This is a genomic window from Pseudomonas sp. NFR16 (assembly GCF_900108875.1).
GTDB lineage: Bacteria > Pseudomonadota > Gammaproteobacteria > Pseudomonadales > Pseudomonadaceae > Aquipseudomonas.
The window spans coordinates 34,681-54,936 of sequence record NZ_FNYJ01000004.1 but is presented as its reverse complement, the minus strand read 5'-3'; the positions used below and the strand labels follow the sequence as shown (position 1 = coordinate 54,936).

Annotated in this window: 17 protein-coding genes and 2 tRNA genes; 18 read left to right on the top strand and 1 reads right to left on the bottom strand. The window is 58.3% G+C overall.

All coding sequences use genetic code 11. The features are described from left to right. The first annotated feature begins 26 nt into the window (after positions 1 to 26). From tpiA to BMZ10_RS16120, 16 genes are all read left to right on the top strand, one after another. Positions 27 to 782 carry a triose-phosphate isomerase gene (gene tpiA, locus BMZ10_RS16195; protein WP_093464317.1) on the top strand — a complete coding sequence of 252 codons (756 nt, stop codon included), beginning with the start codon at positions 27 to 29 and terminating at the stop codon, positions 780 to 782. A 4-nt stretch (positions 783 to 786) separates the two neighbouring features. Then, positions 787 to 1,170 (top strand): preprotein translocase subunit SecG, encoded by a 384-nt coding sequence (secG, locus tag BMZ10_RS16190; protein ID WP_093464314.1) that lies wholly within the window; start codon positions 787 to 789, stop codon positions 1,168 to 1,170. 45 nt (positions 1,171 to 1,215) lie between these two features. After that, positions 1,216 to 1,301 (top strand) — tRNA-Leu (locus BMZ10_RS16185). A 97-nt stretch (positions 1,302 to 1,398) separates the two neighbouring features. Continuing rightward, positions 1,399 to 1,475 (top strand) — tRNA-Met (locus BMZ10_RS16180). Positions 1,476 to 1,604: 129 nt separating this feature from the next. Beyond that, positions 1,605 to 2,063, top strand: coding sequence for a ribosome maturation factor RimP (gene rimP / locus BMZ10_RS16175; RefSeq protein ID WP_081566696.1), 459 nt, complete (start codon positions 1,605 to 1,607; stop codon positions 2,061 to 2,063). Positions 2,064 to 2,122: 59 nt separating this feature from the next. Continuing rightward, positions 2,123 to 3,604 carry a transcription termination factor NusA gene (gene nusA, locus BMZ10_RS16170; RefSeq protein ID WP_093464311.1) on the top strand — a complete coding sequence of 494 codons (1,482 nt, stop codon included), beginning with the start codon at positions 2,123 to 2,125 and terminating at the stop codon, positions 3,602 to 3,604. Positions 3,605 to 3,631: 27 nt separating this feature from the next. After that, complete coding sequence (infB, locus tag BMZ10_RS16165) at positions 3,632 to 6,166, top strand: translation initiation factor IF-2 (RefSeq protein ID WP_093464308.1); 2,535 nt, start codon at positions 3,632 to 3,634, stop codon at positions 6,164 to 6,166. Between the two features lie 158 nt (positions 6,167 to 6,324). Continuing rightward, entirely contained in the window at positions 6,325 to 6,723 is a 399-nt protein-coding gene (rbfA, locus tag BMZ10_RS16160; RefSeq protein WP_093464305.1) for a 30S ribosome-binding factor RbfA, read from the top strand. Positions 6,724 to 6,727: 4 nt separating this feature from the next. Next, on the top strand, positions 6,728 to 7,645 hold the full coding sequence (gene truB, locus BMZ10_RS16155) for a tRNA pseudouridine(55) synthase TruB (RefSeq protein WP_093464303.1): 918 nt from the start codon (positions 6,728 to 6,730) through the stop codon (positions 7,643 to 7,645). Positions 7,646 to 7,795: 150 nt separating this feature from the next. Continuing rightward, positions 7,796 to 8,065: a 30S ribosomal protein S15 gene (gene rpsO / locus BMZ10_RS16150; protein ID WP_002555121.1), complete on the top strand. Its 270-nt coding sequence runs from the start codon at positions 7,796 to 7,798 to the stop codon at positions 8,063 to 8,065. A gap of 174 nt (positions 8,066 to 8,239) precedes the next feature. Then, positions 8,240 to 10,345: a polyribonucleotide nucleotidyltransferase gene (gene pnp / locus BMZ10_RS16145; RefSeq protein ID WP_093464301.1), complete on the top strand. Its 2,106-nt coding sequence runs from the start codon at positions 8,240 to 8,242 to the stop codon at positions 10,343 to 10,345. A 292-nt stretch (positions 10,346 to 10,637) separates the two neighbouring features. After that, positions 10,638 to 10,988, top strand: a complete 351-nt coding sequence (locus BMZ10_RS16140) for a BON domain-containing protein (protein WP_093464299.1) — start codon at positions 10,638 to 10,640, stop codon at positions 10,986 to 10,988. Positions 10,989 to 11,382: 394 nt separating this feature from the next. Then, the gene (locus BMZ10_RS16135; RefSeq protein WP_093464296.1) at positions 11,383 to 12,876 is read left to right on the top strand and encodes a sensor histidine kinase; all 1,494 of its coding nucleotides are present in this window, start codon (positions 11,383 to 11,385) and stop codon (positions 12,874 to 12,876) included. Continuing rightward, positions 12,873 to 13,493, top strand: a complete 621-nt coding sequence (locus BMZ10_RS16130) for a response regulator transcription factor (RefSeq protein WP_093464294.1) — start codon at positions 12,873 to 12,875, stop codon at positions 13,491 to 13,493. Before BMZ10_RS16135 ends, BMZ10_RS16130 begins: the two co-directional genes overlap by 4 nt. A 303-nt stretch (positions 13,494 to 13,796) precedes the next feature. Beyond that, positions 13,797 to 16,148, top strand: a complete 2,352-nt coding sequence (locus tag BMZ10_RS16125; protein WP_093464291.1) for a putative bifunctional diguanylate cyclase/phosphodiesterase — start codon at positions 13,797 to 13,799, stop codon at positions 16,146 to 16,148. Between the two features lie 176 nt (positions 16,149 to 16,324). After that, the gene (locus BMZ10_RS16120) at positions 16,325 to 16,675 is read left to right on the top strand and encodes a response regulator transcription factor (protein ID WP_218147240.1); all 351 of its coding nucleotides are present in this window, start codon (positions 16,325 to 16,327) and stop codon (positions 16,673 to 16,675) included. A 359-nt stretch (positions 16,676 to 17,034) separates the two neighbouring features. Here BMZ10_RS16120 and BMZ10_RS16115 read toward each other — a convergent pair whose 3' ends face one another. After that, positions 17,035 to 17,619, bottom strand: coding sequence for a hypothetical protein (locus tag BMZ10_RS16115; protein WP_093464287.1), 585 nt, complete (start codon positions 17,617 to 17,619; stop codon positions 17,035 to 17,037). Between the two features lie 505 nt (positions 17,620 to 18,124). Here BMZ10_RS16115 and BMZ10_RS16110 point away from each other — a divergent pair. Continuing rightward, positions 18,125 to 19,126 (top strand): response regulator, encoded by a 1,002-nt coding sequence (locus tag BMZ10_RS16110; protein ID WP_093464285.1) that lies wholly within the window; start codon positions 18,125 to 18,127, stop codon positions 19,124 to 19,126. A gap of 3 nt (positions 19,127 to 19,129) precedes the next feature. Next, entirely contained in the window at positions 19,130 to 20,089 is a 960-nt protein-coding gene (locus BMZ10_RS16105; RefSeq protein WP_093464283.1) for a sensor domain-containing diguanylate cyclase, read from the top strand. Positions 20,090 to 20,256 lie beyond the last annotated feature (167 nt).

Below are 20,256 nucleotides of genomic sequence, written 5' to 3'. Positions count from 1 at the left end.
GCCCACTTTGACCGACGAGGTACAGCATGCGTCGCCCTATGGTAGCTGGTAACTGGAAAATGCACGGTACCTGCGCCAGCGTCGCTGAGCTGGTCGAGGGTCTGGCAAACATGACCCTCCCAAGCGGTGTTGACGTCGCGGTATTTCCGCCAAGTCTGCATATCAGCTTCGTTGTCGATTGTCTGGAAGGACAGCCGATCCAGGTGGGCGCGCAGAACTGCGCGCACGAGGCGGGACAAGGTGCGCTGACCGGCGAGATTTCTTCGACCCAGTTGGCGGATGCAGGTTGCAAGCTGGTGCTTGTAGGGCATTCGGAGCGTCGCCAGATCATGGGCGAGAGCAATGAAGTCCTTGTCCGCAAATTTGCGGCGGTCCAGGCAAGTGGACTCACCCCGGTGTTGTGCATCGGTGAAACACTTGAGCAGCGCGAAGCAGGCAAAACGCTCGAAGTTGTTGGTCATCAGATCGACAGCGTCATCGAGGAGCTTGGCATCGACGCTTTTGTAAATGCGGTGATTGCTTACGAGCCGGTCTGGGCCATTGGTACCGGGCTGACAGCCTCGCCGGAACAGGCGCAGGAAGTGCACGCAGCCATTCGTGCGCAGTTGGCGAAAGAGAATTCTGAAGTCGCGCAAGGTGTGCGTCTTCTATATGGCGGCAGCGTGAAGGCGGCCAATGCGGCTGAACTGTTCGGCATGCCGGATATCGATGGGGGCCTCATTGGTGGTGCCTCCCTGAATGCAGATGAGTTCGGTGCGATCATTCGCGCCGCGGGAAACTGAAAAAATGCTGGAAACAGTCGTAGTCGTTCTTCATCTGCTGGGTGCCCTGGGCGTTGTTGCTCTGGTTTTGCTGCAGCAGGGTAAAGGTGCGGACGCTGGCGCGTCATTCGGAGCAGGTGCATCAAATACTGTCTTCGGAGGCCAAGGTTCCTCTACCTTTCTTAGTAAGTTTACTGCTATACTAGCCGCCTGTTTCTTCTTGACCAGCTTGGGGTTAGGTTACTTTGCTAAAGAGAAAGCTCACCAGCTGACTCAAGTAGGTTTGCCAGATCCAGCAGTGTTGGAAGTGAAACAAAAACCGGCGACAGATGATGTTCCGGTCCTGGAAGGACAACAGAAACCAGCCGCTGCACCAGCTGACGTTCCTGCCGCTCCAGAACAGAAGTAACACGGGATTCGCAGTCGTTATTGGGACTGCAAAAAGAGTTGTAATGCCGAGGTGGTGGAATTGGTAGACACGCAACCTTGAGGTGGTTGTGCCCATAGGGTGTAGGGGTTCGAGTCCCCTTCTCGGTACCAATTAACAAGACAGCCCGCAGTAGCGGGCTTTCTTGTAGGTGGATGTGTCGGATTGACCCGATTCGGGATCAGTCGTATACTTCCGCCCCAGCTTTGTCGCGGGGTGGAGCAGTCTGGTAGCTCGTCGGGCTCATAACCCGAAGGTCGTTGGTTCAAATCCAGCCCCCGCAACCAGTTTTAGCGGAGCCCCTTTTCAGGGGCTTTTTGTTAGCTGGACACTTTATTACGCCGCTGTTGACGGCGTTTTTCATGATGGGCGCTTTGCCCATTTTTTATTTGCACAGCATGCACGAGGGGGTTCAGGTGTCGAGCAAGCTAGAACAGTTGCAGGCCTTGCTGGCCCCGGTGGTCGTGGCCCTTGGCTATGAATGCTGGGGTATCGAGTTTTCGGCCCAGGGTCGTCACTCAATGTTGCGCGTTTATATCGATAAAGAGGGCGGTGTGCTGGTGGACGATTGCGCCATCGTCAGCCGCCAGATCAGCGGTGTTCTGGACGTAGAAGATCCGATCAGCTCCGAATATACGCTCGAAGTTTCTTCTCCTGGCATGGAACGCCCGCTGTTCACGATCGAGCAGTTTGCAGCCTTTGCCGGGGAACAAGTGAAGATAAAGCTGCGCTCGCCCTTCGACGGTCGACGCAACTTTCAAGGCCTTCTCCGCGGGGTGGAGGAGCAGGATGTCGTGGTGCAAGTGGATGATCACGAATACCTGTTGCCGATCGATCTGATCGACAAGGCCAACATTATTCCCACGTTTGACTGAGACGTGCCAGATACTGCGGATCCCGCGGATCCAATGGCTTGCGAAAGGCGAGGCGTACGATGAGCAAAGAAGTACTGCTGGTTGTTGAGTCGGTATCCAATGAAAAGGGCGTACCGGCCGGTGTGATTTTTGAAGCGCTGGAAATAGCTCTGGCTACGGCCACTAAAAAGCGTTTCGAAGACGAAGTTGACCTGCGTGTGGAAATCAACCGCCACACGGGTGCATATGAGACTTTCCGTCGCTGGACTGTCGTTGAGGAAGACGATCTCGACGATCCGGCTATCGAAACGTGGCCGAGCAAGGTCGCCGAGACTCATCCCGGCGCCAAGGTCGGTGATGTAGTAGAAGAAAAGATCGAGTCCATCGAGTTCGGTCGTATCGCTGCCCAGACTGCCAAGCAAGTCATTGTGCAGAAAGTTCGCGAAGCCGAACGCGCTCAGGTGGTTGACGCTTATCGTGAGCGCCTTGGCGAAATCATTTCCGGCACTGTTAAAAAAGTTACACGAGACAATGTCATCGTCGACTTGGGCAACAATGCCGAGGCTCTGCTGGCGCGTGAAGACATCATTTCGCGGGAGACTTTCCGTGTGGGTGTTCGCGTTCGTGCATTGCTCAAAGAGATCCGCACTGAAAACCGCGGTCCTCAGCTGATCCTGTCGCGTACTGCGCCAGAGATGCTGATCGAGCTGTTCCGGATTGAAGTTCCGGAAATTGCCGAAGGTCTCATCGAGGTGATGGCTGCCTCTCGTGATCCTGGTTCGCGTGCAAAAATCGCAGTTCGCTCCAAGGACAAACGCATCGACCCGCAAGGCGCCTGCATCGGCATGCGCGGTTCGCGTGTCCAGGCAGTTTCCGGCGAACTGGGCGGCGAGCGTGTGGATATCGTGCTGTGGGACGACAACCCTGCACAGTTCGTCATCAACGCCATGTCGCCTGCCGAAGTGGCAGCGATCATCGTTGATGAAGACGCCCATGCCATGGACATCGCTGTCGGCGCGGACAATCTGGCCCAGGCGATTGGCCGCGGTGGTCAGAATGTGCGCCTGGCGAGTCAGTTGACTGGCTGGACCCTGAACGTAATGACCGAATCGGACATCCAGGCCAAGCAGCAAGCGGAAACTGGCGACATCCTGCGCAACTTCATCGACGAGCTGGAAGTCGACGAAGAACTCGCTCAGGTGCTGGTAGACGAAGGCTTCACCAGCCTGGAAGAGATTGCCTACGTACCGTTGGAAGAAATGCTCAACATCGACGGCTTTGACGAAGACATCGTCAACGAGCTTCGTGCTCGTGCCAAGGATCGCTTGTTGACTAAAGCCATCGCTACTGAGGAAAAGCTGGCAGACGCCCATCCGGCCGAAGACCTGCTCTCGCTTGAGGGTATGGACAAGGATTTGGCGATGGAACTGGCGGTGCGCGGCGTAATTACCCGCGAAGACCTGGCCGAGCAGTCTATTGACGATCTGCTCGACATCGACGGCATTGACGATGATCGTGCCGGCAAGTTGATCATGGCCGCCCGAGCCCATTGGTTCGAGTAAGTAAATGCGGCCTGAGGAGAGAAGTGCATGACGCAAGTCACGGTGAAAGAACTGGCCAAAACGGTCGACACACCGGTAGAGCGCCTGTTACAGCAGATGCGTGAGGCAGGTCTGCCGCACACCGCCGCCGAGCAAGTTGTGACCGATAACGAAAAACAAGCCCTGTTGACGCACCTGAAAAGCGGCCACAAGGCTAAAGTGGAAGAACCGCGCAAGATCACTTTGCAGCGTAAAACCACCAGTACTCTGCGCGTTGCTGGCAGCAAGAGCATCAGCGTTGAAGTGCGCAAAAAGAAAGTCTTCGTACAGCGCAGCCCGGAAGAGATCGAAGCCGAGCGCAAGCGCGAGCAGGAAGAACGTCGTGCGGTAGAAAACGCCGCTCGTCAAAAGGCTGAAGAAGAAGCCCGTCAGCGTGCCGAAGAAGAAGCGCGCCGTCAGCCTGCGCCTGCTCCGCAAGCATCGGAAGCGGTTGCTGCGCCGGCTCAGTCCGAGCCAGCGCCTCAGGTCGCCGCCGAGCCTGTGCAGGAAGCTCCGGTCGCTGCACCGGCTCCGGTTGCCGAGCGCAAGAAGGACGAACAGCGTCGTCCTGACAAGCCACGCAACGACGACAACAATCGTCGCGGCGGTGGTGGTGATGGCGAGCGCAAGAATGCGCCTCATCGCGCTTCGGTCAAGGAAAAGGCGCCGGCGCCACGCGTTGCCCCACGTACTACCGACGAAGAAAGCGATGGCTTCCGTCGCGGCGGTCGCGGCAAGGCCAAGCTGAAGAAACGCAACGCTCACGGTTTCCAGAACCCTACCGGTCCTGTGGTTCGTGAAGTGAAGATCGGCGAGACCATCACGGTGGGCGATCTGGCCCAGCAGATGTCGGTCAAGGCCGCTGAAATCATCAAGTTCATGTTCAAGCTGGGCACCCCGGCCACCATCAACCAGGTACTGGATCAGGAAACTGCCCAGCTGGTCGCTGAAGAACTGGGCCACAAAGTGACCCTGGTCAGCGACACCGCCCTGGAAGATTCCCTGGCAGAATCCCTGAAGTTCGAAGGTGAAACCGTTCCTCGTGCGCCGGTCGTTACTGTCATGGGTCACGTTGACCATGGTAAGACCTCGCTGCTCGACTACATCCGTCGTGCCAAGGTTGCCGCTGGCGAAGCCGGTGGTATCACCCAGCACATCGGCGCGTATCACGTGGAAACCGATCGCGGCATGGTGACCTTCCTCGACACCCCGGGTCACGCTGCGTTTACCGCAATGCGTGCTCGTGGTGCGAAGGCAACCGACATCGTGATTCTGGTTGTCGCAGCTGATGACGGCGTCATGCCGCAGACCATCGAAGCCGTGCAGCACGCACAGGCTGCCGGTGTTCCGCTGGTGGTCGCGGTCAACAAGATCGACAAGCCGGGCGCTGACATGGACCGCATCCGCAGTGAGCTTTCGGTTCACGGCGTGACGTCGGAAGACTGGGGTGGCGATACTCCGTTCGTCCCTGTATCGGCCAAGGTCGGTACCGGTGTCGACGAGCTGCTCGAAGCGGTTCTGCTGCAGGCCGAAGTGCTTGAACTGGTTGCCACGCCATCGGCCCCGGGTCGTGGTGTCGTCGTCGAATCGCGTCTGGACAAGGGCCGCGGCCCGGTCGCCACTGTTCTGGTTCAGGACGGTACGCTGCGTCAGGGCGACATGGTACTGGTCGGATCGAACTACGGTCGCGTTCGCGCCATGCTCGACGAGAACGGCAAGCCGATTAAGGAAGCCGGTCCATCCATCCCTGTCGAGATCCTCGGCCTGGACGGTACGCCGGATGCCGGCGACGAGATGAGCGTGGTTGCCGACGAGAAGAAAGCCCGTGAAGTGGCTCTGTTCCGTCAAGGCAAGTTCCGCGAAGTCAAGCTGGCCCGTGCTCACGCCGGCAAGCTGGAAAACATCTTCGAGAACATGGGTCAGGAAGAGAAGAAGACGCTCAACATCGTCCTCAAATCCGACGTCCGCGGTTCTCTGGAAGCATTGCAGGGCGCTTTGAATGGCCTGGGCAACGACGAAGTACAAGTGCGTGTAGTGGGCGGCGGCGTCGGTGGTATCACCGAAAGCGACGCCAACCTGGCGCTGGCTTCCAACGCTGTACTGTTCGGCTTCAACGTGCGTGCCGATGCCGGCGCTCGCAAGATCGTCGAGCAGGAAGGTCTGGACATGCGTTACTACAACGTCATCTACGACATCATCGAAGACGTCAAGAAAGCCCTCACCGGTATGCTTGGCAGCGACGTCCGGGAGAATATCCTGGGTATCGCCGAAGTTCGCGACGTATTCCGTTCGCCGAAATTCGGTGCGATCGCCGGTTGCATGGTCATCGAAGGCGTTGTGTACCGTAATCGTCCGATCCGCGTACTGCGCGAAGACATCGTTATCTTCGAAGGCGAGCTGGAATCCCTGCGTCGCTTCAAGGATGACGCTTCCGAAGTGCGTGCCGGCATGGAATGCGGTATCGGCGTCAAGAGCTACAACGACGTCAAGGTCGGCGACAAGATCGAAGTGTTCGAGAAGGTCCAAGTGGCTCGCAGCCTCTGAATCGCGAGCTTCAGGAGTCATGGCAGTCGCCGCATGCAAATGCCCGGCGTCTGTCATGGACTCTAAACGCAACGCCCGGTCCGGCTTCTGCCAGGCCGGGCGTTTGCCGCTTTCAGACTCTGCAGCTTTTGCTGCAGGTCAGTGACAGGTAACAAGACATGGCAAAAGAATACAGCCGTACCCAACGTATCGGCGATCAGATGCAGCGCGAGCTGGCACAGCTGATCCGTCGTGAGATCAAGGATCCGCGCGTCGGCCTGGTCACCATCACCGCAGTCGACGTCAGCCGTGACGTCGGTCATGCCAAGATCTTCATCACCGTGATGGGGCAGGACACTGCCGAAGAGATCGCTCAGTCGATCAAGGCGCTGAACTCTGCCGCAGGTTTCCTGCGCATGCAGCTGGCCCGCGAGATGAAGTTGCGCAGCGTTCCGCAGTTGCATTTCCACTACGACGAAAGTGTTGCCCGTGGCGCGCATCTGTCGGCGCTGATCGAGCGCGCAGTGGCTGAAGACGGTCAGCACGAGCCGGCGGCCAAAGATGGCTCGGAGGAGTAACGGCGTGGCTCAGGTCAAGCGCATCCGCCGCAATGTCAGCGGCATCATCCTGCTCGACAAGCCGCTGGGTTTCACTTCCAATGCGGCTTTGCAAAAGGTGCGCTGGCTGCTCAATGCAGAAAAGGCTGGCCACACCGGCAGCCTCGATCCATTGGCGACCGGCGTGCTGCCGCTGTGCTTCGGCGAAGCGACCAAGTTCTCCCAGTATCTGCTCGACTCCGACAAGGGCTACGAGACCCTGATGCAGCTGGGCAAGACCACCACCACGGCTGACGCCGAAGGTGAGGTTTTGCAGACGCGGCCGGTGACCGTTGGTCGCTCGGATATCGAAGCGGTACTCCCGGATTTTCGCGGAAATATCAGTCAGATACCGCCGATGTACTCCGCCCTCAAGCGTGATGGTCAACCGTTGTACAAGTTGGCTCGAGCAGGGGAAGTGGTGGAGCGCGAAGCGCGTTCTGTTACTATTGCGCGCCTGGAATTATTGGCGTGTGAAGGCGAGAGCGCGCGTCTGGCTGTCGACTGCAGCAAAGGCACCTATATCCGCACCCTCGTGGAAGATATCGGTGAGAAGCTGGGCTGTGGTGCGTATGTCGCCGAGCTGCGTCGCACGCAGGCCGGGCCTTTCACGCTGGCCCAGACGGTCACGCTGGAAGAGCTTGAAGCGGTACACGCCGAAGGCGGCAACGAAGCAGTCGATCGCTTCCTGATGCCATCGGACAGCGGCCTGTTGGACTGGCCTCTGTTGCAGTTTTCCGAGCACAGTTCGTTTTACTGGTTGCACGGTCAGCCAGTCAGAGCCCCGGATGCGCCGAAGTTCGGCATGGTACGGGTGCAGGATCATGAAGGACGCTTCATCGGGATCGGTGAAGTGAGCGAAGACGGGCGTATTGCGCCGCGTCGGCTGATTCGGTCAGAGTGACCGAACCCGTCGAGTCAGGGTTGTCCTGGCACGGCGGTACGAGGGTGGCTGTCAACAGGCATGGTCACTCCTCACTTTTTAATACGAGAGTCTGCTCTCGGCCTGTTGAAACCGTTGCTTTGACGGTTTCCTGATATAAGGAATGCCCACATGGCACTCAGCGTTGAAGAAAAAGCTCAGATCGTAACCGACTACCAGCAAGCTGTTGGTGACACTGGCTCGCCAGAAGTGCAAGTTGCACTGCTGACCGCCAACATCAACAAACTGCAAGGCCACTTCAAGGCCAACGGTAAGGACCACCATTCCCGTCGTGGTCTGATCCGTATGGTAAACCAGCGTCGCAAGCTGCTGGATTACCTGAAAGGTAAGGACGTTAGCCGTTACAGCGCCCTGATCGGTCGTCTGGGTCTGCGTCGCTAATAACGACGTTGCAAGAGGTTGGTTGTTCGTCACGTCCCGCAGGTTTCGTACCGGTGGGCTGGCGGGCTCCCAGCCTCTAGTTTTATCTGGACTGCCGAAGGGTCCGATTCCCTCGCTGCCCAAGAATTCGCAAGAAACCAGTTCCCCCAAGAGCCACAAAGAAGGTAGGAAACCGTGAACCCGGTAATCAAGAAGTTTCAATTCGGTCAATCGACCGTAACCCTGGAGACAGGCCGCATCGCCCGTCAAGCCTCTGGTGCAGTATTGGTCACCGTTGACGACGACGTCACCGTACTCGTGACTGTGGTCGGCGCCAAACAGGCAGACGCTGGCAAGGGCTTCTTCCCGCTGTCCGTTCACTACCAAGAAAAAACCTACGCTGCCGGCAAGATCCCCGGCGGTTTCTTCAAGCGTGAAGGCCGTCCTTCCGAGAAAGAAACCCTGACCTCGCGTCTGATCGACCGTCCGATCCGCCCACTGTTTCCCGAAGGCTTCATGAACGAAGTGCAGGTTGTCTGCACCGTCGTTTCCACCAGCAAGAAAACAGATCCGGACATCGCTTCGATGATCGGTACCTCGGCTGCCCTGGCGATCTCCGGCATTCCGTTCGACGGCCCGATCGGCGCCGCGCGCGTTGCTTTCCACGAAAGCACCGGTTACCTGCTGAACCCGACTTACGAGCAACTGAAAGCATCGAGCCTGGACATGGTCGTTGCCGGTACCGAAGAAGCGGTACTGATGGTTGAATCCGAAGCCAAAGAGCTCACCGAAGACCAGATGCTGGGCGCTGTTCTGTTCGCTCACGACGAATTCCAGGCGGTCATCAAAGCCGTCAAGGAACTCGCCGCCGAAGCTGCCAAGCCGACCTGGACCTGGGCTCCGAAGGCTGAAGCCACCGACCTGCTGGGCGCCATCCGCTCCGAGTTCGGCGCAGCCATCTCCGAGGCTTACACCATCACCGTCAAGGCCGACCGCTATGCGCGCCTGGGCGAGCTGAAGGATCAAGTCGTTGCCAAGCTGGCCGTTGAAGAAGGCAGCCCGTCTGCTTCGGAAGTCAAAGCTGCATTCGGTGAAATCGAATACCGCACCGTTCGCGAAAACATCGTCAACGGCAAGCCACGTATCGACGGCCGCGACACCCGCACCGTACGTCCTCTGAACATCGAAGTCGGTGTTCTGCCCAAGACTCACGGTTCGGCACTGTTCACCCGTGGTGAAACTCAGGCGCTGGTCGTGGCGACGCTGGGTACTGCGCGTGATGCACAACTGCTCGACACCCTCGAAGGCGAAAAGAAAGACCCGTTCATGCTGCACTACAACTTCCCTCCGTTCTCGGTGGGCGAGTGTGGTCGCATGGGTGGCGCTGGTCGTCGCGAAATCGGCCACGGCCGTCTGGCTCGTCGCTCGGTTCAGGCCATGCTGCCGCCGGCCGATGCGTTCCCTTACACCATCCGCGTGGTGTCGGAAATCACTGAGTCCAACGGTTCCAGCTCCATGGCCTCGGTCTGCGGCGCTTCCCTGGCGCTGATGGACGCTGGTGTGCCGATGAAGGCGCCGGTTGCCGGTATCGCCATGGGCTTGGTCAAGGAAGGCGAGAAGTTCGCCGTTCTGACCGACATCCTGGGTGATGAAGACCACCTCGGCGACATGGACTTCAAAGTGGCCGGTACCGCCAAGGGCGTCACCGCGCTGCAGATGGACATCAAGATCAAGGGCATCACCGAAGAAATCATGGAGATCGCCCTGGGCCAGGCCCTGGAAGCTCGCCTGAACATTCTTGGTCAGATGAACCAGATCATCGGTCAGTCGCGCACCGAGCTGTCGGAAAACGCGCCGACCATGATCGCGATGAAGATCGACACCGACAAGATCCGTGACGTCATCGGCAAAGGCGGCGCGACCATTCGTGCCATCTGTGAAGAGACCAAGGCGTCGATCGATATCGAAGACGACGGCTCGATCAAGATCTTCGGCGAAACCAAGGAAGCCGCTGAGGCAGCGCGTCAGCGCGTTCTGGGCATCACCGCAGAAGCTGAAATCGGCAAGATCTATGTCGGTAAGGTTGAGCGCATCGTCGACTTCGGCGCGTTCGTCAACATCCTGCCTGGCAAGGACGGTCTGGTACACATCTCCATGCTGAGCGACGCTCGCGTCGAGAAGGTCACCGATGTGCTGAAAGAAGGTCAGGAAGTCGAAGTGCTGGTACTGGACGTGGACAACCGCGGCCGTATCAAGCTGTCGATCAAAGACGTTGCAGCTGCCAAGGCGTCGGGCGTTTAAGCGTCCCCGCCTCGCTACAGAGAAAGAGCCCTTCGGGGCTCTTTTTTTTCGTGTGCAATTAATAAGTTGCGCGCTTCAGGGGGCTGTGAATACGTTCAGAACATGCAAGTTGCAAGCGGAACTTTCCGTAAACGGGCAATCTGCACGATGCATCATTCAGCTATTGTTTATAACTCATTGATTTTAATGAAAAAACTGCGTTGGATAAGTTTGGCACACCGCTTGCGATATACCAGTAACCCTGCAACCAACGACGTTGGCGCAGATTTTGAGAAAAACAGGAGTTACTCGTATGAAGAAGTTCGCTATCGCTGCCGCTACTGCCACTGCTCTGACGCTGACTATGGCTAACGTAGCCATGGCTCAAACCTCTACTCAGGCTCCAATGATGGTAGCCGCAGGTGAAGTTGCCAAAACCAAAGAGGCTACTTCTGACACCTGGATCACCACCAAGGTCAAATCCGACCTGCTGACCGAGAAGGGCATCCCAGGCTCCGACATCAAGGTTGAAACCAACAAAGGCGTGGTTTCCCTGTCGTCGACCGTCGCGATCACTGAAGCGCAGAAAACAACCGCAGTTGCGATCACCAAGAAAATCAAAGGCGTGAAAGCTGTTTCGGCTGACGGCCTGAAAGCTGAGTAATACCGATTCGACGGAACCGAAAGAACGAGCGATTGACGGCCAGGGAGGCCGCCGGTTGATCGATTGAAGGTTCATGCGAAGGCCATAAGGATGTGGCCATTACAGGCCCCGACGCTCGCGTCGGGGCCTGTTCTATTTGGGGCGGAAAAAGAATGGAGCACAGCCGTTCAGGATTGGGAGTCAGCGCTTCGATAATCTGTCTCGATCAGGATTATCTGGGTATATTTGTACCCGCTCTGACACTTTGGTGTGATGGGCAACCGTCTTTTTTTGAATAACTATTACGTTGCGTCGCTCCGCCCGCTCATGGGCCGGGGGCGATGAAGGGCGTTTGCCCCGGTCGACACATTTGCGCTGCCAATCCAGCTACCCACAATAAGGCCAGACTGTCGCAATGAATACCGTCCCTGCAGCGAGCCTGCGCAACCCTCGGGCTGAAGTGTCGCCCAGCGTCTGGTTGCTCAGGTTGGGTTCCGCCATGCTGACGCTGGTCATCTTTCTGATGGACTGGCTCAGTACCCTGGATGTCGCAATCGCTGTGCTCTATGTTGCCGTGATTCTGATGTCCGGAGACCTCTTCTCGCGCAAGGGCGTGGCCACTGTCGCGTGGGTTTGTGGTTTTCTCACGCTGCTGGCGTACCTGCTATCTCACGGGACTGGCTGGCTGCTGCCGCCGTTCGCCCGCTGCCTGGTAAGCCTTGCGGCGATCGGGATCACCGGCCTGCTCGTTCTGAAATACAGGGGCTCCAAGGACGCGTTACGCGAGCAAGTGCGCCTGCTGCATCGCAGCGAGGCTTTCCTGGCGGGCGCTCAGCGTCTAAGCCAGACCGGAAGCATCGGGCTGAAACTGCCCAGCGCCGAAATGTACTGGTCCGACGAAGCCCGGCGTATTTTCGACTTCGATGACCAGCTGCAGCCGACGCTCGAATACATGATGGGACGCGTTCATCCGGAAGACACCGACGGGCTCAAGGCGCTGATCGAACAGGCATACGCGCAGCACGCCAATATGGAGACTGAATTTCGCGTGCTCATGGCTGACGGCTCGAGCAAATTCGTGCGAATGCTCGCCCAGCAGGCGCATGACGCGTCAGGGTGCTGTGAGTACATCGGCGCGTTGATGGACGTCACAGCGAGCAAGAATGCCGAAGAAGCCCTGCATCGCTCGCAGAGCCAACTGGCCCACGTGACCCGGGTCACGACGCTGGGTGAGATGGCGGCGTCCATTGCCCATGAAGTCAATCAGCCCCTGGCCGCAGTGACCACCAATGCCGAAGCCGGGTTGCGCTGGCTCAACCGCGATGTGCCGGACTTGGGTGAGGTGCGCAGCGCCATCGAGCGCATCAAAAGCGAAGCGCATCGTGCCAGCGAGGTCATCCGCCGTATTCGCAGTCTTTCTCGAAAGAACGACCCCAGCCACGTGCAGGTTGATCTTTTCGAGGTCCTGCAGGAATCCGTGGCGCTCATTCGGCGCGAGATCCGCCGCCATCGCGTCAGCCTCGAGGTGTATCCCGGCGACGGCGTTCACTTAGTCAAGGGCGATCGCGTGCAGTTGCAACAGGTGATCATTAACCTGTTGATGAACGCGCTGCAGGCGATGTCCGGTATGCACACCAAGGAACGCACCTTGTCGGTCGCGCTGGGTACGGCGATGAACGGCGATGTGTTGCTGCGTATCAAGGACAACGGTCCAGGCGTGTCGGAGCAGAATCTGCCTAGCCTGTTCAATCCATTTTTCACCACTAAACCTGAGGGGATGGGCATGGGCCTGTCGATTTGCCGCTCAATCATTGACGCTCACGGCGGCCGCATCTGGGCCGAAAGCGAGTTGGGTCATGGCGCGGTCATGAATTTTTCGCTTCCTGCCTACGAGCACATGCCGTCATGACGCCGGTCGACAAGAGCCCCATCGTATTCGTCGTCGACGACGATCCCGCCATTCGCGCCGGGCTGGACAGCCTCCTGCGCTCGGTCGGCATGCGCGTTTACACCTACGCTTCGGGCGCGGAATTCCTCCAGCACGCCTTCGAAGATGCCCCGGCGTGTCTGATTCTGGACGTACGGCTGCAGGGCGAAAGCGGCCTGGATTTTCAGGTACGCCTGGCTGAAATGAAGGTATCGATGCCGATCGTTTTCGTCAGCGGTCATGGCGACATCGCGATGTCGGTCAAAGCCATGAAGGCCGGCGCGCTGGACTTCCTGGTCAAGCCATTTCGCGAGCAAGACCTGCTGGATGCCGTCACCCTGGCCTTGCAGAAAGACAGCAAACGGCGCGAGACGGGCAAGGTGTCTGCCGAACTTCGCGCACGTTTTCAGACCCTGACCGCACGGGAGCAGGAAGTCATGTCCTACGCCGTGACCGGACTGATGAACAAGCAGATCGCTTCGGAAATGGGCTTGAGCGAAATCACCGTCAAGATCCATCGCGGCCACGCCATGAAAAAGATGCAGGCCCGCACGTTTGCCGATCTCGTGAAGATGTCCGAGGCGCTGGCAGGGGAGTAATCCCCGCCGTCGCCCGGGCGTCAGCAGTTTCGCTCGAAGACGGTTTTTAAAATGATGGTCTTCCTCCTATACCCGAGTATGAGTCGCTTAGCCTGATAGCTAATCGGAATCATGACTCGGTAATGTTAATTTTCCCTACGTCCTGAGTTCCTTCACGAACGCGTCGGTTCATTGCTCAGATCAAGAGTGGTGGAAGGGGAAAGCACATGCCATTGAATTTGATCAGCGACCGGAAATACGTTCGCTCCCTCGTGGCTGGCTGCCTCGCTCAGACCGCATGTCCGGCTCATTGAGGCGCCACCCATGAACACCGTCCTGATCGAGCCCGCCATCGACCCTGTGTCGCGGATCACTTGCCTGCTGCCGGCCGAGCCGGATCGTTCGGCCACGCCGGTGCCCGTGGTCAAGATTCAGCTGTGGGTGTGGGGAGGGCTCGCGCTCGGGATACTTGTGCTGCTGGGTGCGCTCCTTGGCCTGCTGTTCCAACAGGCACGCAATCAGGCCGTTGCCGATGTAAGCAATCTGAATCGCATTCTTGAAGCGCGGTTGACCAGCATTCTGCATGACACCCAGACCGATTTGCAGGGCATCGCGCTGCGCCTGGACGATGACCTCTTGCGCGGCGGGGCTGTTCCGGCAGGTGACGGGCGTCAATTGCGGGCGCTGAGTCGGCGGTTTCCTGCAGTGGGCCGTTTCGATGTGCTGTCGGCTCAGGGTGGCTTTCTTTTCGATTCCGATGCCCGTCCTGACGCGCCGACTGCCAGCCAGCAGCGCTTTCGTGATGAGCTTGCCCGACAGTCGCCCGGCGATACCGCCGGTGACTCGGCCGTGCTCGATCACGATGTCGCGCGAGAGCTCCTGTACATCGCGGTCCCGGTGTTCGACCGGCAGCGACATGTCGGCTGGATTGCGTCCGCGCTGCCGCTCAAATCCATCTTCGACGTCATCAGCCAAGTGAACGTCGGCGACCATGGAGTGATCACGTTACGCCGCTCGGACCGGCCCGACGCAGTCCTGCGCGTGCCCTCGGCGGCTGATTCGAAGCGAGACTACAAAGCCGATGGCATCGACCGGCTGGTGGCGCGGGGCAGCCAGGAGGGCGTACTGGTCACGCGGTCACGGGTGGACGGCGTCAAGCGTCTGTACGGTTACAAACGCGTCGGGGACTTTCCGCTGGTGCTGGTCACCGGCCTGGCCGCTGAGGATTATCTGCTGGGCTGGAAGTACACGGTGATCGCATCGCTGGTCGTCTGCGGCGTGCTGTACCTGCTCATCATCGGCCTGACGCTGCGCTTGCAGGCCAACCGGATTCGTCGCCAGCAAGTGGTGGATGAGTTACGTCAGAGCGCGTTTCACGACGAGCTGACCGGTCTGCCGAACCGGCGGTATTTGCTTGAGCGGGTCAATCAGGCCATCAACGATTGCGGGCGGGGTCAGCGTCTGGCGCTGCTGTATTTCGATGTGGACAACTTCAAGACCATCAACGATTCGCTCGGGCATGTTGCCGGGGATACGATCCTGCAGCGTCTGGCGCAGCGGCTGGTGGCCATGAAGCCTGCGGTGGACACGGTCGCCCGGCTCAGTGGCGACGAGTTTCTGGTACTGGTGGACGACGATGACCCCGTCGCGCTGGCGCATCTGGTCGCGCGCATGCTTCAGGTCCTGCAGCAGCCGCTTGAACTCGCCGGATTTCCGCTGTCGATCTCGGCGTCAACCGGCCTTGCGCTGTACCCCGCCCATGGCCACGATTTCGGCTCTTTGCTCAAAGCGGCCGATACCGCACTCGCCCAGGCCAAGCGCAATGGTCGCAATACCTGGGTGTTCTATGAGGCCGCCATGGGCGCGCGCGAATTGCGCCTGCTGCACATACAGACCGAACTGCGTCAGGCCTGCGAGCAGCAAGAGCTCGAGATCCACTATCAGCCGCAAATCGATCTGAAGACCGGCGAAGTCATTGGTGCGGAAGCACTGCTGCGCTGGAATCACCCCGGCCTTGGCCAGATCACGCCCGGCGAATTCATACCGGTCGCCGAATCCAGCGGCCTGATTATTCCGATCAGCCGCTGGTTGCTGAGCAAGGTCTGTCATCAAGCGGTGGCGTGGCAAGACGCGGGCTTTGGTGAACTGACCATGGCGATGAATTGCTCGGCGGTGCAGTTCCGCCAGGGCAACCTGGTGAGTGAGGTCAAAAGGGCGCTGTACGAAAGCGGCCTCAAGCCGCACCGGCTGGAGCTTGAGCTGACCGAATCCATTTTGATCGAGCATTCCGAGCGAGTGCTGGAAACCGTCCATGGGCTGAAGGCGTTGGGCGTGCGCATGTCCATCGATGATTTTGGCACCGGCTATTCAAGCATGGCGTACCTGAAGCGCTTTGCGGTGGACAAGCTGAAGATCGATCAGTCGTTCGTACGCGGGCTGCTCAGCGATCCGCAGGATGCCGCGATCGTCCAGGCGGTGATCACACTGGGGCACAGCTTCGACATGAAGGTGATCGCCGAGGGCGTCGAGGATTTCGCCATTCTCGATGAGCTGGCGTTGCGCGGCTGTGACGAGGCGCAGGGTTATTGCTTTGCCAAGGCGCTTTCGCCAGCGGCGTTCGATGTGTTCATGCAGACGCGTATCGAGTCCACGTTCATTGCAGAGAGATGGGTCTGAGCCGATCCCGAGGTTGTCCGAATGGTCAGAAAATGTCCGTCCGTCGACAATTGTTCCGAGTCATACGCCCGTATAATTCTCTGGTGCACGGCAGGTCGGTAACGTGTGAGCTGTTTCAATGCGCAACTTCGCGCTCTATTTTTCCGTTTAAAGGTAAGCCTTTGTCCAGCCCCCCAATGATCGCTGTGGTCGACGACGACAATGCGGTCCGAGCCAGTATTGACAGTCTTGTCCGCTCTCTGGGTTTTGTCGTCCGGGTTTTCTCCTCGGCGGAGGAATTTCTTGGATCTGCCGACTTCACCAACGCCGCATGCCTGATCACTGATGTACAAATGCCCAACATGAGCGGCGTGGAGCTGCACGAGCACCTGACGTCTCACGGATTCAGCATCCCCACTATCTTCATCACTGCATTCCCGGAAGACTCGGTACGCAAGCGCGCGATGACCGGCAGCGCGATATGTTTTCTCGCCAAACCGTTTCAGGCGAAATCATTGATCGACTGTCTGGAATCCACGCTGAAGTGACCGGAATGTCGAGCACGCTATTGCTCAAATCTGCACGTTGATAATCAGCCAGCCAGTCGGCTGACTTCGCAATAAACTTTCTGAACGGGCTCCAGGCGTGGGGGCGAGGAAGAGAGTTCATACATCGATGAGTGGCGCAGTCGCAGCCCAGCGACACAAAAATAATGTGCGTCTGGTCATCTTCAGAAAAAATTCAATCAGATCATGGCTTTGCGCCATTGCTCGAACTTTTCGGCTTCATTCATTGATTCAAACTTGAAGCAGCGTTGGGCCTCGGCGTCGGGCGACTCATTCGTGGGTCGAACGAAAGTTCGTCCTTGGCGTTGCCAAGTGGGGGATGAAGCAAACAAGCGTGCCGCTTATTTCTGACTCGCGTATTCGCTGGAGGGCGCGCAGGTCGACACGCTCGCCGGCTCGCCCGGCAGATGAATTTGAATCAAAGCCACTAATTGACTGATCTGGTAAGTGCAGTCGGTCATCACATGCAGGCTGTTGTAATCCCCTTCGATCACCGCTTTGTCCATGAGACTTCTGATCTGCGCGGCGAATTGGGCGAGCACGTGAGTGCGGTTCGCAACGTGCTGCAGGCTGGCGGCAAAGCTCTGCTCGTTCCAACCCGGCACTGCCTGCACTTCCATGTGCACGGGTCGCGAGGCGGCAGCAGCGCCCAGATCGTGAATGCGGTCGGCCAGAAATGCCACGCATTGCTCGGTCGCCTCGCCGAGGCGATGAAACATCCTACGCACCTCCACGAACGTGACATGCCGCGCACGCACCTCAAGGCTCAGAATGTGACGGTGGAGTTCCTGTGCCGTGCTCAGATGATCCTGCAACAATTGCACGAGGGCCAAGCGGTCGGACAGCCTGGTCGAATGACGGGCACCATAGTGGGGCGAGCCCTCTGACAGGGGGTAGCGCATGTGCACATTCTTATGGGCGTTCATGACGATCTTCCTCGCAATCCGATGTGAGCGGTGATCTGAATCCTGATGCCATAAACAATAAATGACTGAACGGCAAGCCTCACTCCTACCTGAATACAAACGTTTAGTACCTGCGGTTAGGTGCTTAATACTTGAGTATTGGCACGGCTCTCGGGCGGTGAGGGGCCCGTTGCGCATGTCCTGTATGTCGCTGCTAGATAAACTTAAATAAGCGGCAAGATAAAATATTGGCGCCATTAAACAAGCGTCATGCTGTTGTTTTATATCAATAAACGCGAAGGTTGATCGAGGTCATCAACCGAGGTGGAACTTTGGATAACGGTGTGCATAGATATTGCATACCACCCAGCTTATCGTTGGATAAGTGAAGAATTTACCCACTTGCCGCTGATACGTGAATGAAAGAATTGCTTGGCAGCATGGGTATTGAACTAGGGTTACCCATAATAAGTGCAATGATCTTCCGGGCCAGGCCTGAAACTCTTTTGTTGTGAGACTGAAAGCAATGCCCACTATCCCGCTGCTGATTTGCGACGATTCCAATATGGCGCGCAAACAGCTCATCAGAGCCTTGCCTGCCGATTGGGACGTTTCGGTCACGACGGCCACCAACGGACACGAAGGTCTGCAAGCCATTCGTCAGGGGCTGGGGCAAGTGGTGCTGCTGGACCTGACCATGCCGGACATGGACGGTTATCAGGCGCTCGCGGCCATGCGTGCAGAAAACCTGCAGGCCAAGGTCATCGTCGTCTCCGGCGACGTTCAAGAAGAAGCTGTCCGCCGTACCCTGGAGCTGGGTGCGCTGGCGTTTCTGAAAAAGCCGGCCGATCCGGTGGAGCTGCAGCAGACGCTGGAGCGGCTTGGGTTGCTCGGAGCGACAGGCCAGCCAACGCACGCTCCGGCGCCCAGAGTCGAACACTCCACCATCAGCTTCCAGGATGCGTTTCGCGAGACCGTCAACGTCGCAATGGGCCGGGCCGCAGCGCTGCTGGCGCGGGTGCTGGGCGTTTTCGTGCAGTTGCCGGTACCCAACGTCAACATGCTCGAAGTGGGCGAGCTGCACATGGCGCTCGCCGATGCACAGGCCAACGACCGCCTGACTGCCGTCTGCCAGGGCTATATCGGCGGCGGCATCGCCGGTGAGGCGTTGTTGCTGTTCCATGATTCGGAGCTCTGCGACATGGCCCAGCTCATGAAGATCGACGATCGCGACTACTCCGAAATGGAAATGCTCCTGGATCTGTCATCGATCCTGATCGGCGCGTGCTTGAGCGGCATCGCCGAGCAGATCGACATCGCTTTTTCTCAGGGTCATCCCCAGGTGCTGGACGTTCACAGTGGCATTGAGGAGCTGATCCGGATCAATCAGCAACGCTGGAAAAAGACGCTCGCAGTGGAGATCAGTTACAGCCTGGAAGGCCACAACGTCCATTTCGACCTGCTGATGTTGTTCACCGAAGATTCGGTAGAGCGGCTGTCACGAAAACTCGCCTACCTGATGAGCTGATTCATGAATGATCGTATCGACATCAAAGAGCTTCACTGGCTGCTGACGATCACCCAGAGCATCGACGTCGGCGTGGTGGTGCTCGATCAAGATTACCGCGTGCAGGTCTGGAACACCTTCATGGAAAACCGCTCCGGTGTGCTGCCGTACGAGGCGGCCAACCGGTCTTTTTTCGAGCTTTTTCCCGAGGTGAATCAATGCTGGCTGAGAAAGAAAATCGACAGCGTCATTACCCTGGGCACGCCGGCGTTCACCATCTGGGAGCAGCGCCCGTTTCTGGTCCGGTTCAAGAGCTACCAGCCGATTACCGGGCAAGAAGATTTCATGTACCAGAACACCACGATGTTTCCGCTGCGATCCACCACCGGCGAGGTGACGCACGTCTGCCTGGTCATCTATGACGTGACGGACGTGGCGACCAACCGCCTGCAATTGCAGACCGCCAACCGAGAGCTGCAGAAGCTGTCCAGCACCGATCGGCTCACTGGCCTTTATAATCGCGGACACTGGGAAGAGGCGTTGCGTCTTGAGTACGCGCGCCATGTGCGTTACGGCACCTCCGCGGCGCTGGTGATGTTTGACATCGATCACTTCAAGCGCGTGAACGACACCTACGGGCACCAGTGCGGCGATAAGGTTATCCAGCGCGTCGCCGATGTGATTCGGGGGCATATTCGTGACTCCGATATCGCCGGTCGCTACGGCGGCGAAGAATATGCAGTGCTGCTTCCCGACACCGATAAATACGGCGCCGGAATGTTTGCCGAACGCTTGCGTGTTGCGGTCCAGGAGCAGGAAATCACCCACGAGGGCGAAGCCATTCGCTGCACCATCAGCCTGGGCGTGGCCGACATGAACACCCCACTCAGCGAGCACAAGACCCTGATCGAATGGGCGGATCAGGCGCTGTACGCGTCGAAGAAAAACGGGCGCAATCAGGTTTCGTTGCACCAGGCGGGGTGAAGCGCCGTATGACCGGATGGAACATCTGTAAGCGCGAGCCAACGGCGATTGACGCCCTTTTCGATCTACGGCGTAACACCCGACACCTTCCCGGCTGAAGCCGGTCCTACGAAAAGCTTGCGGCGTCCGTAGGACCGACGCCATCCCGGCTAAAGCCGGTCCTACGA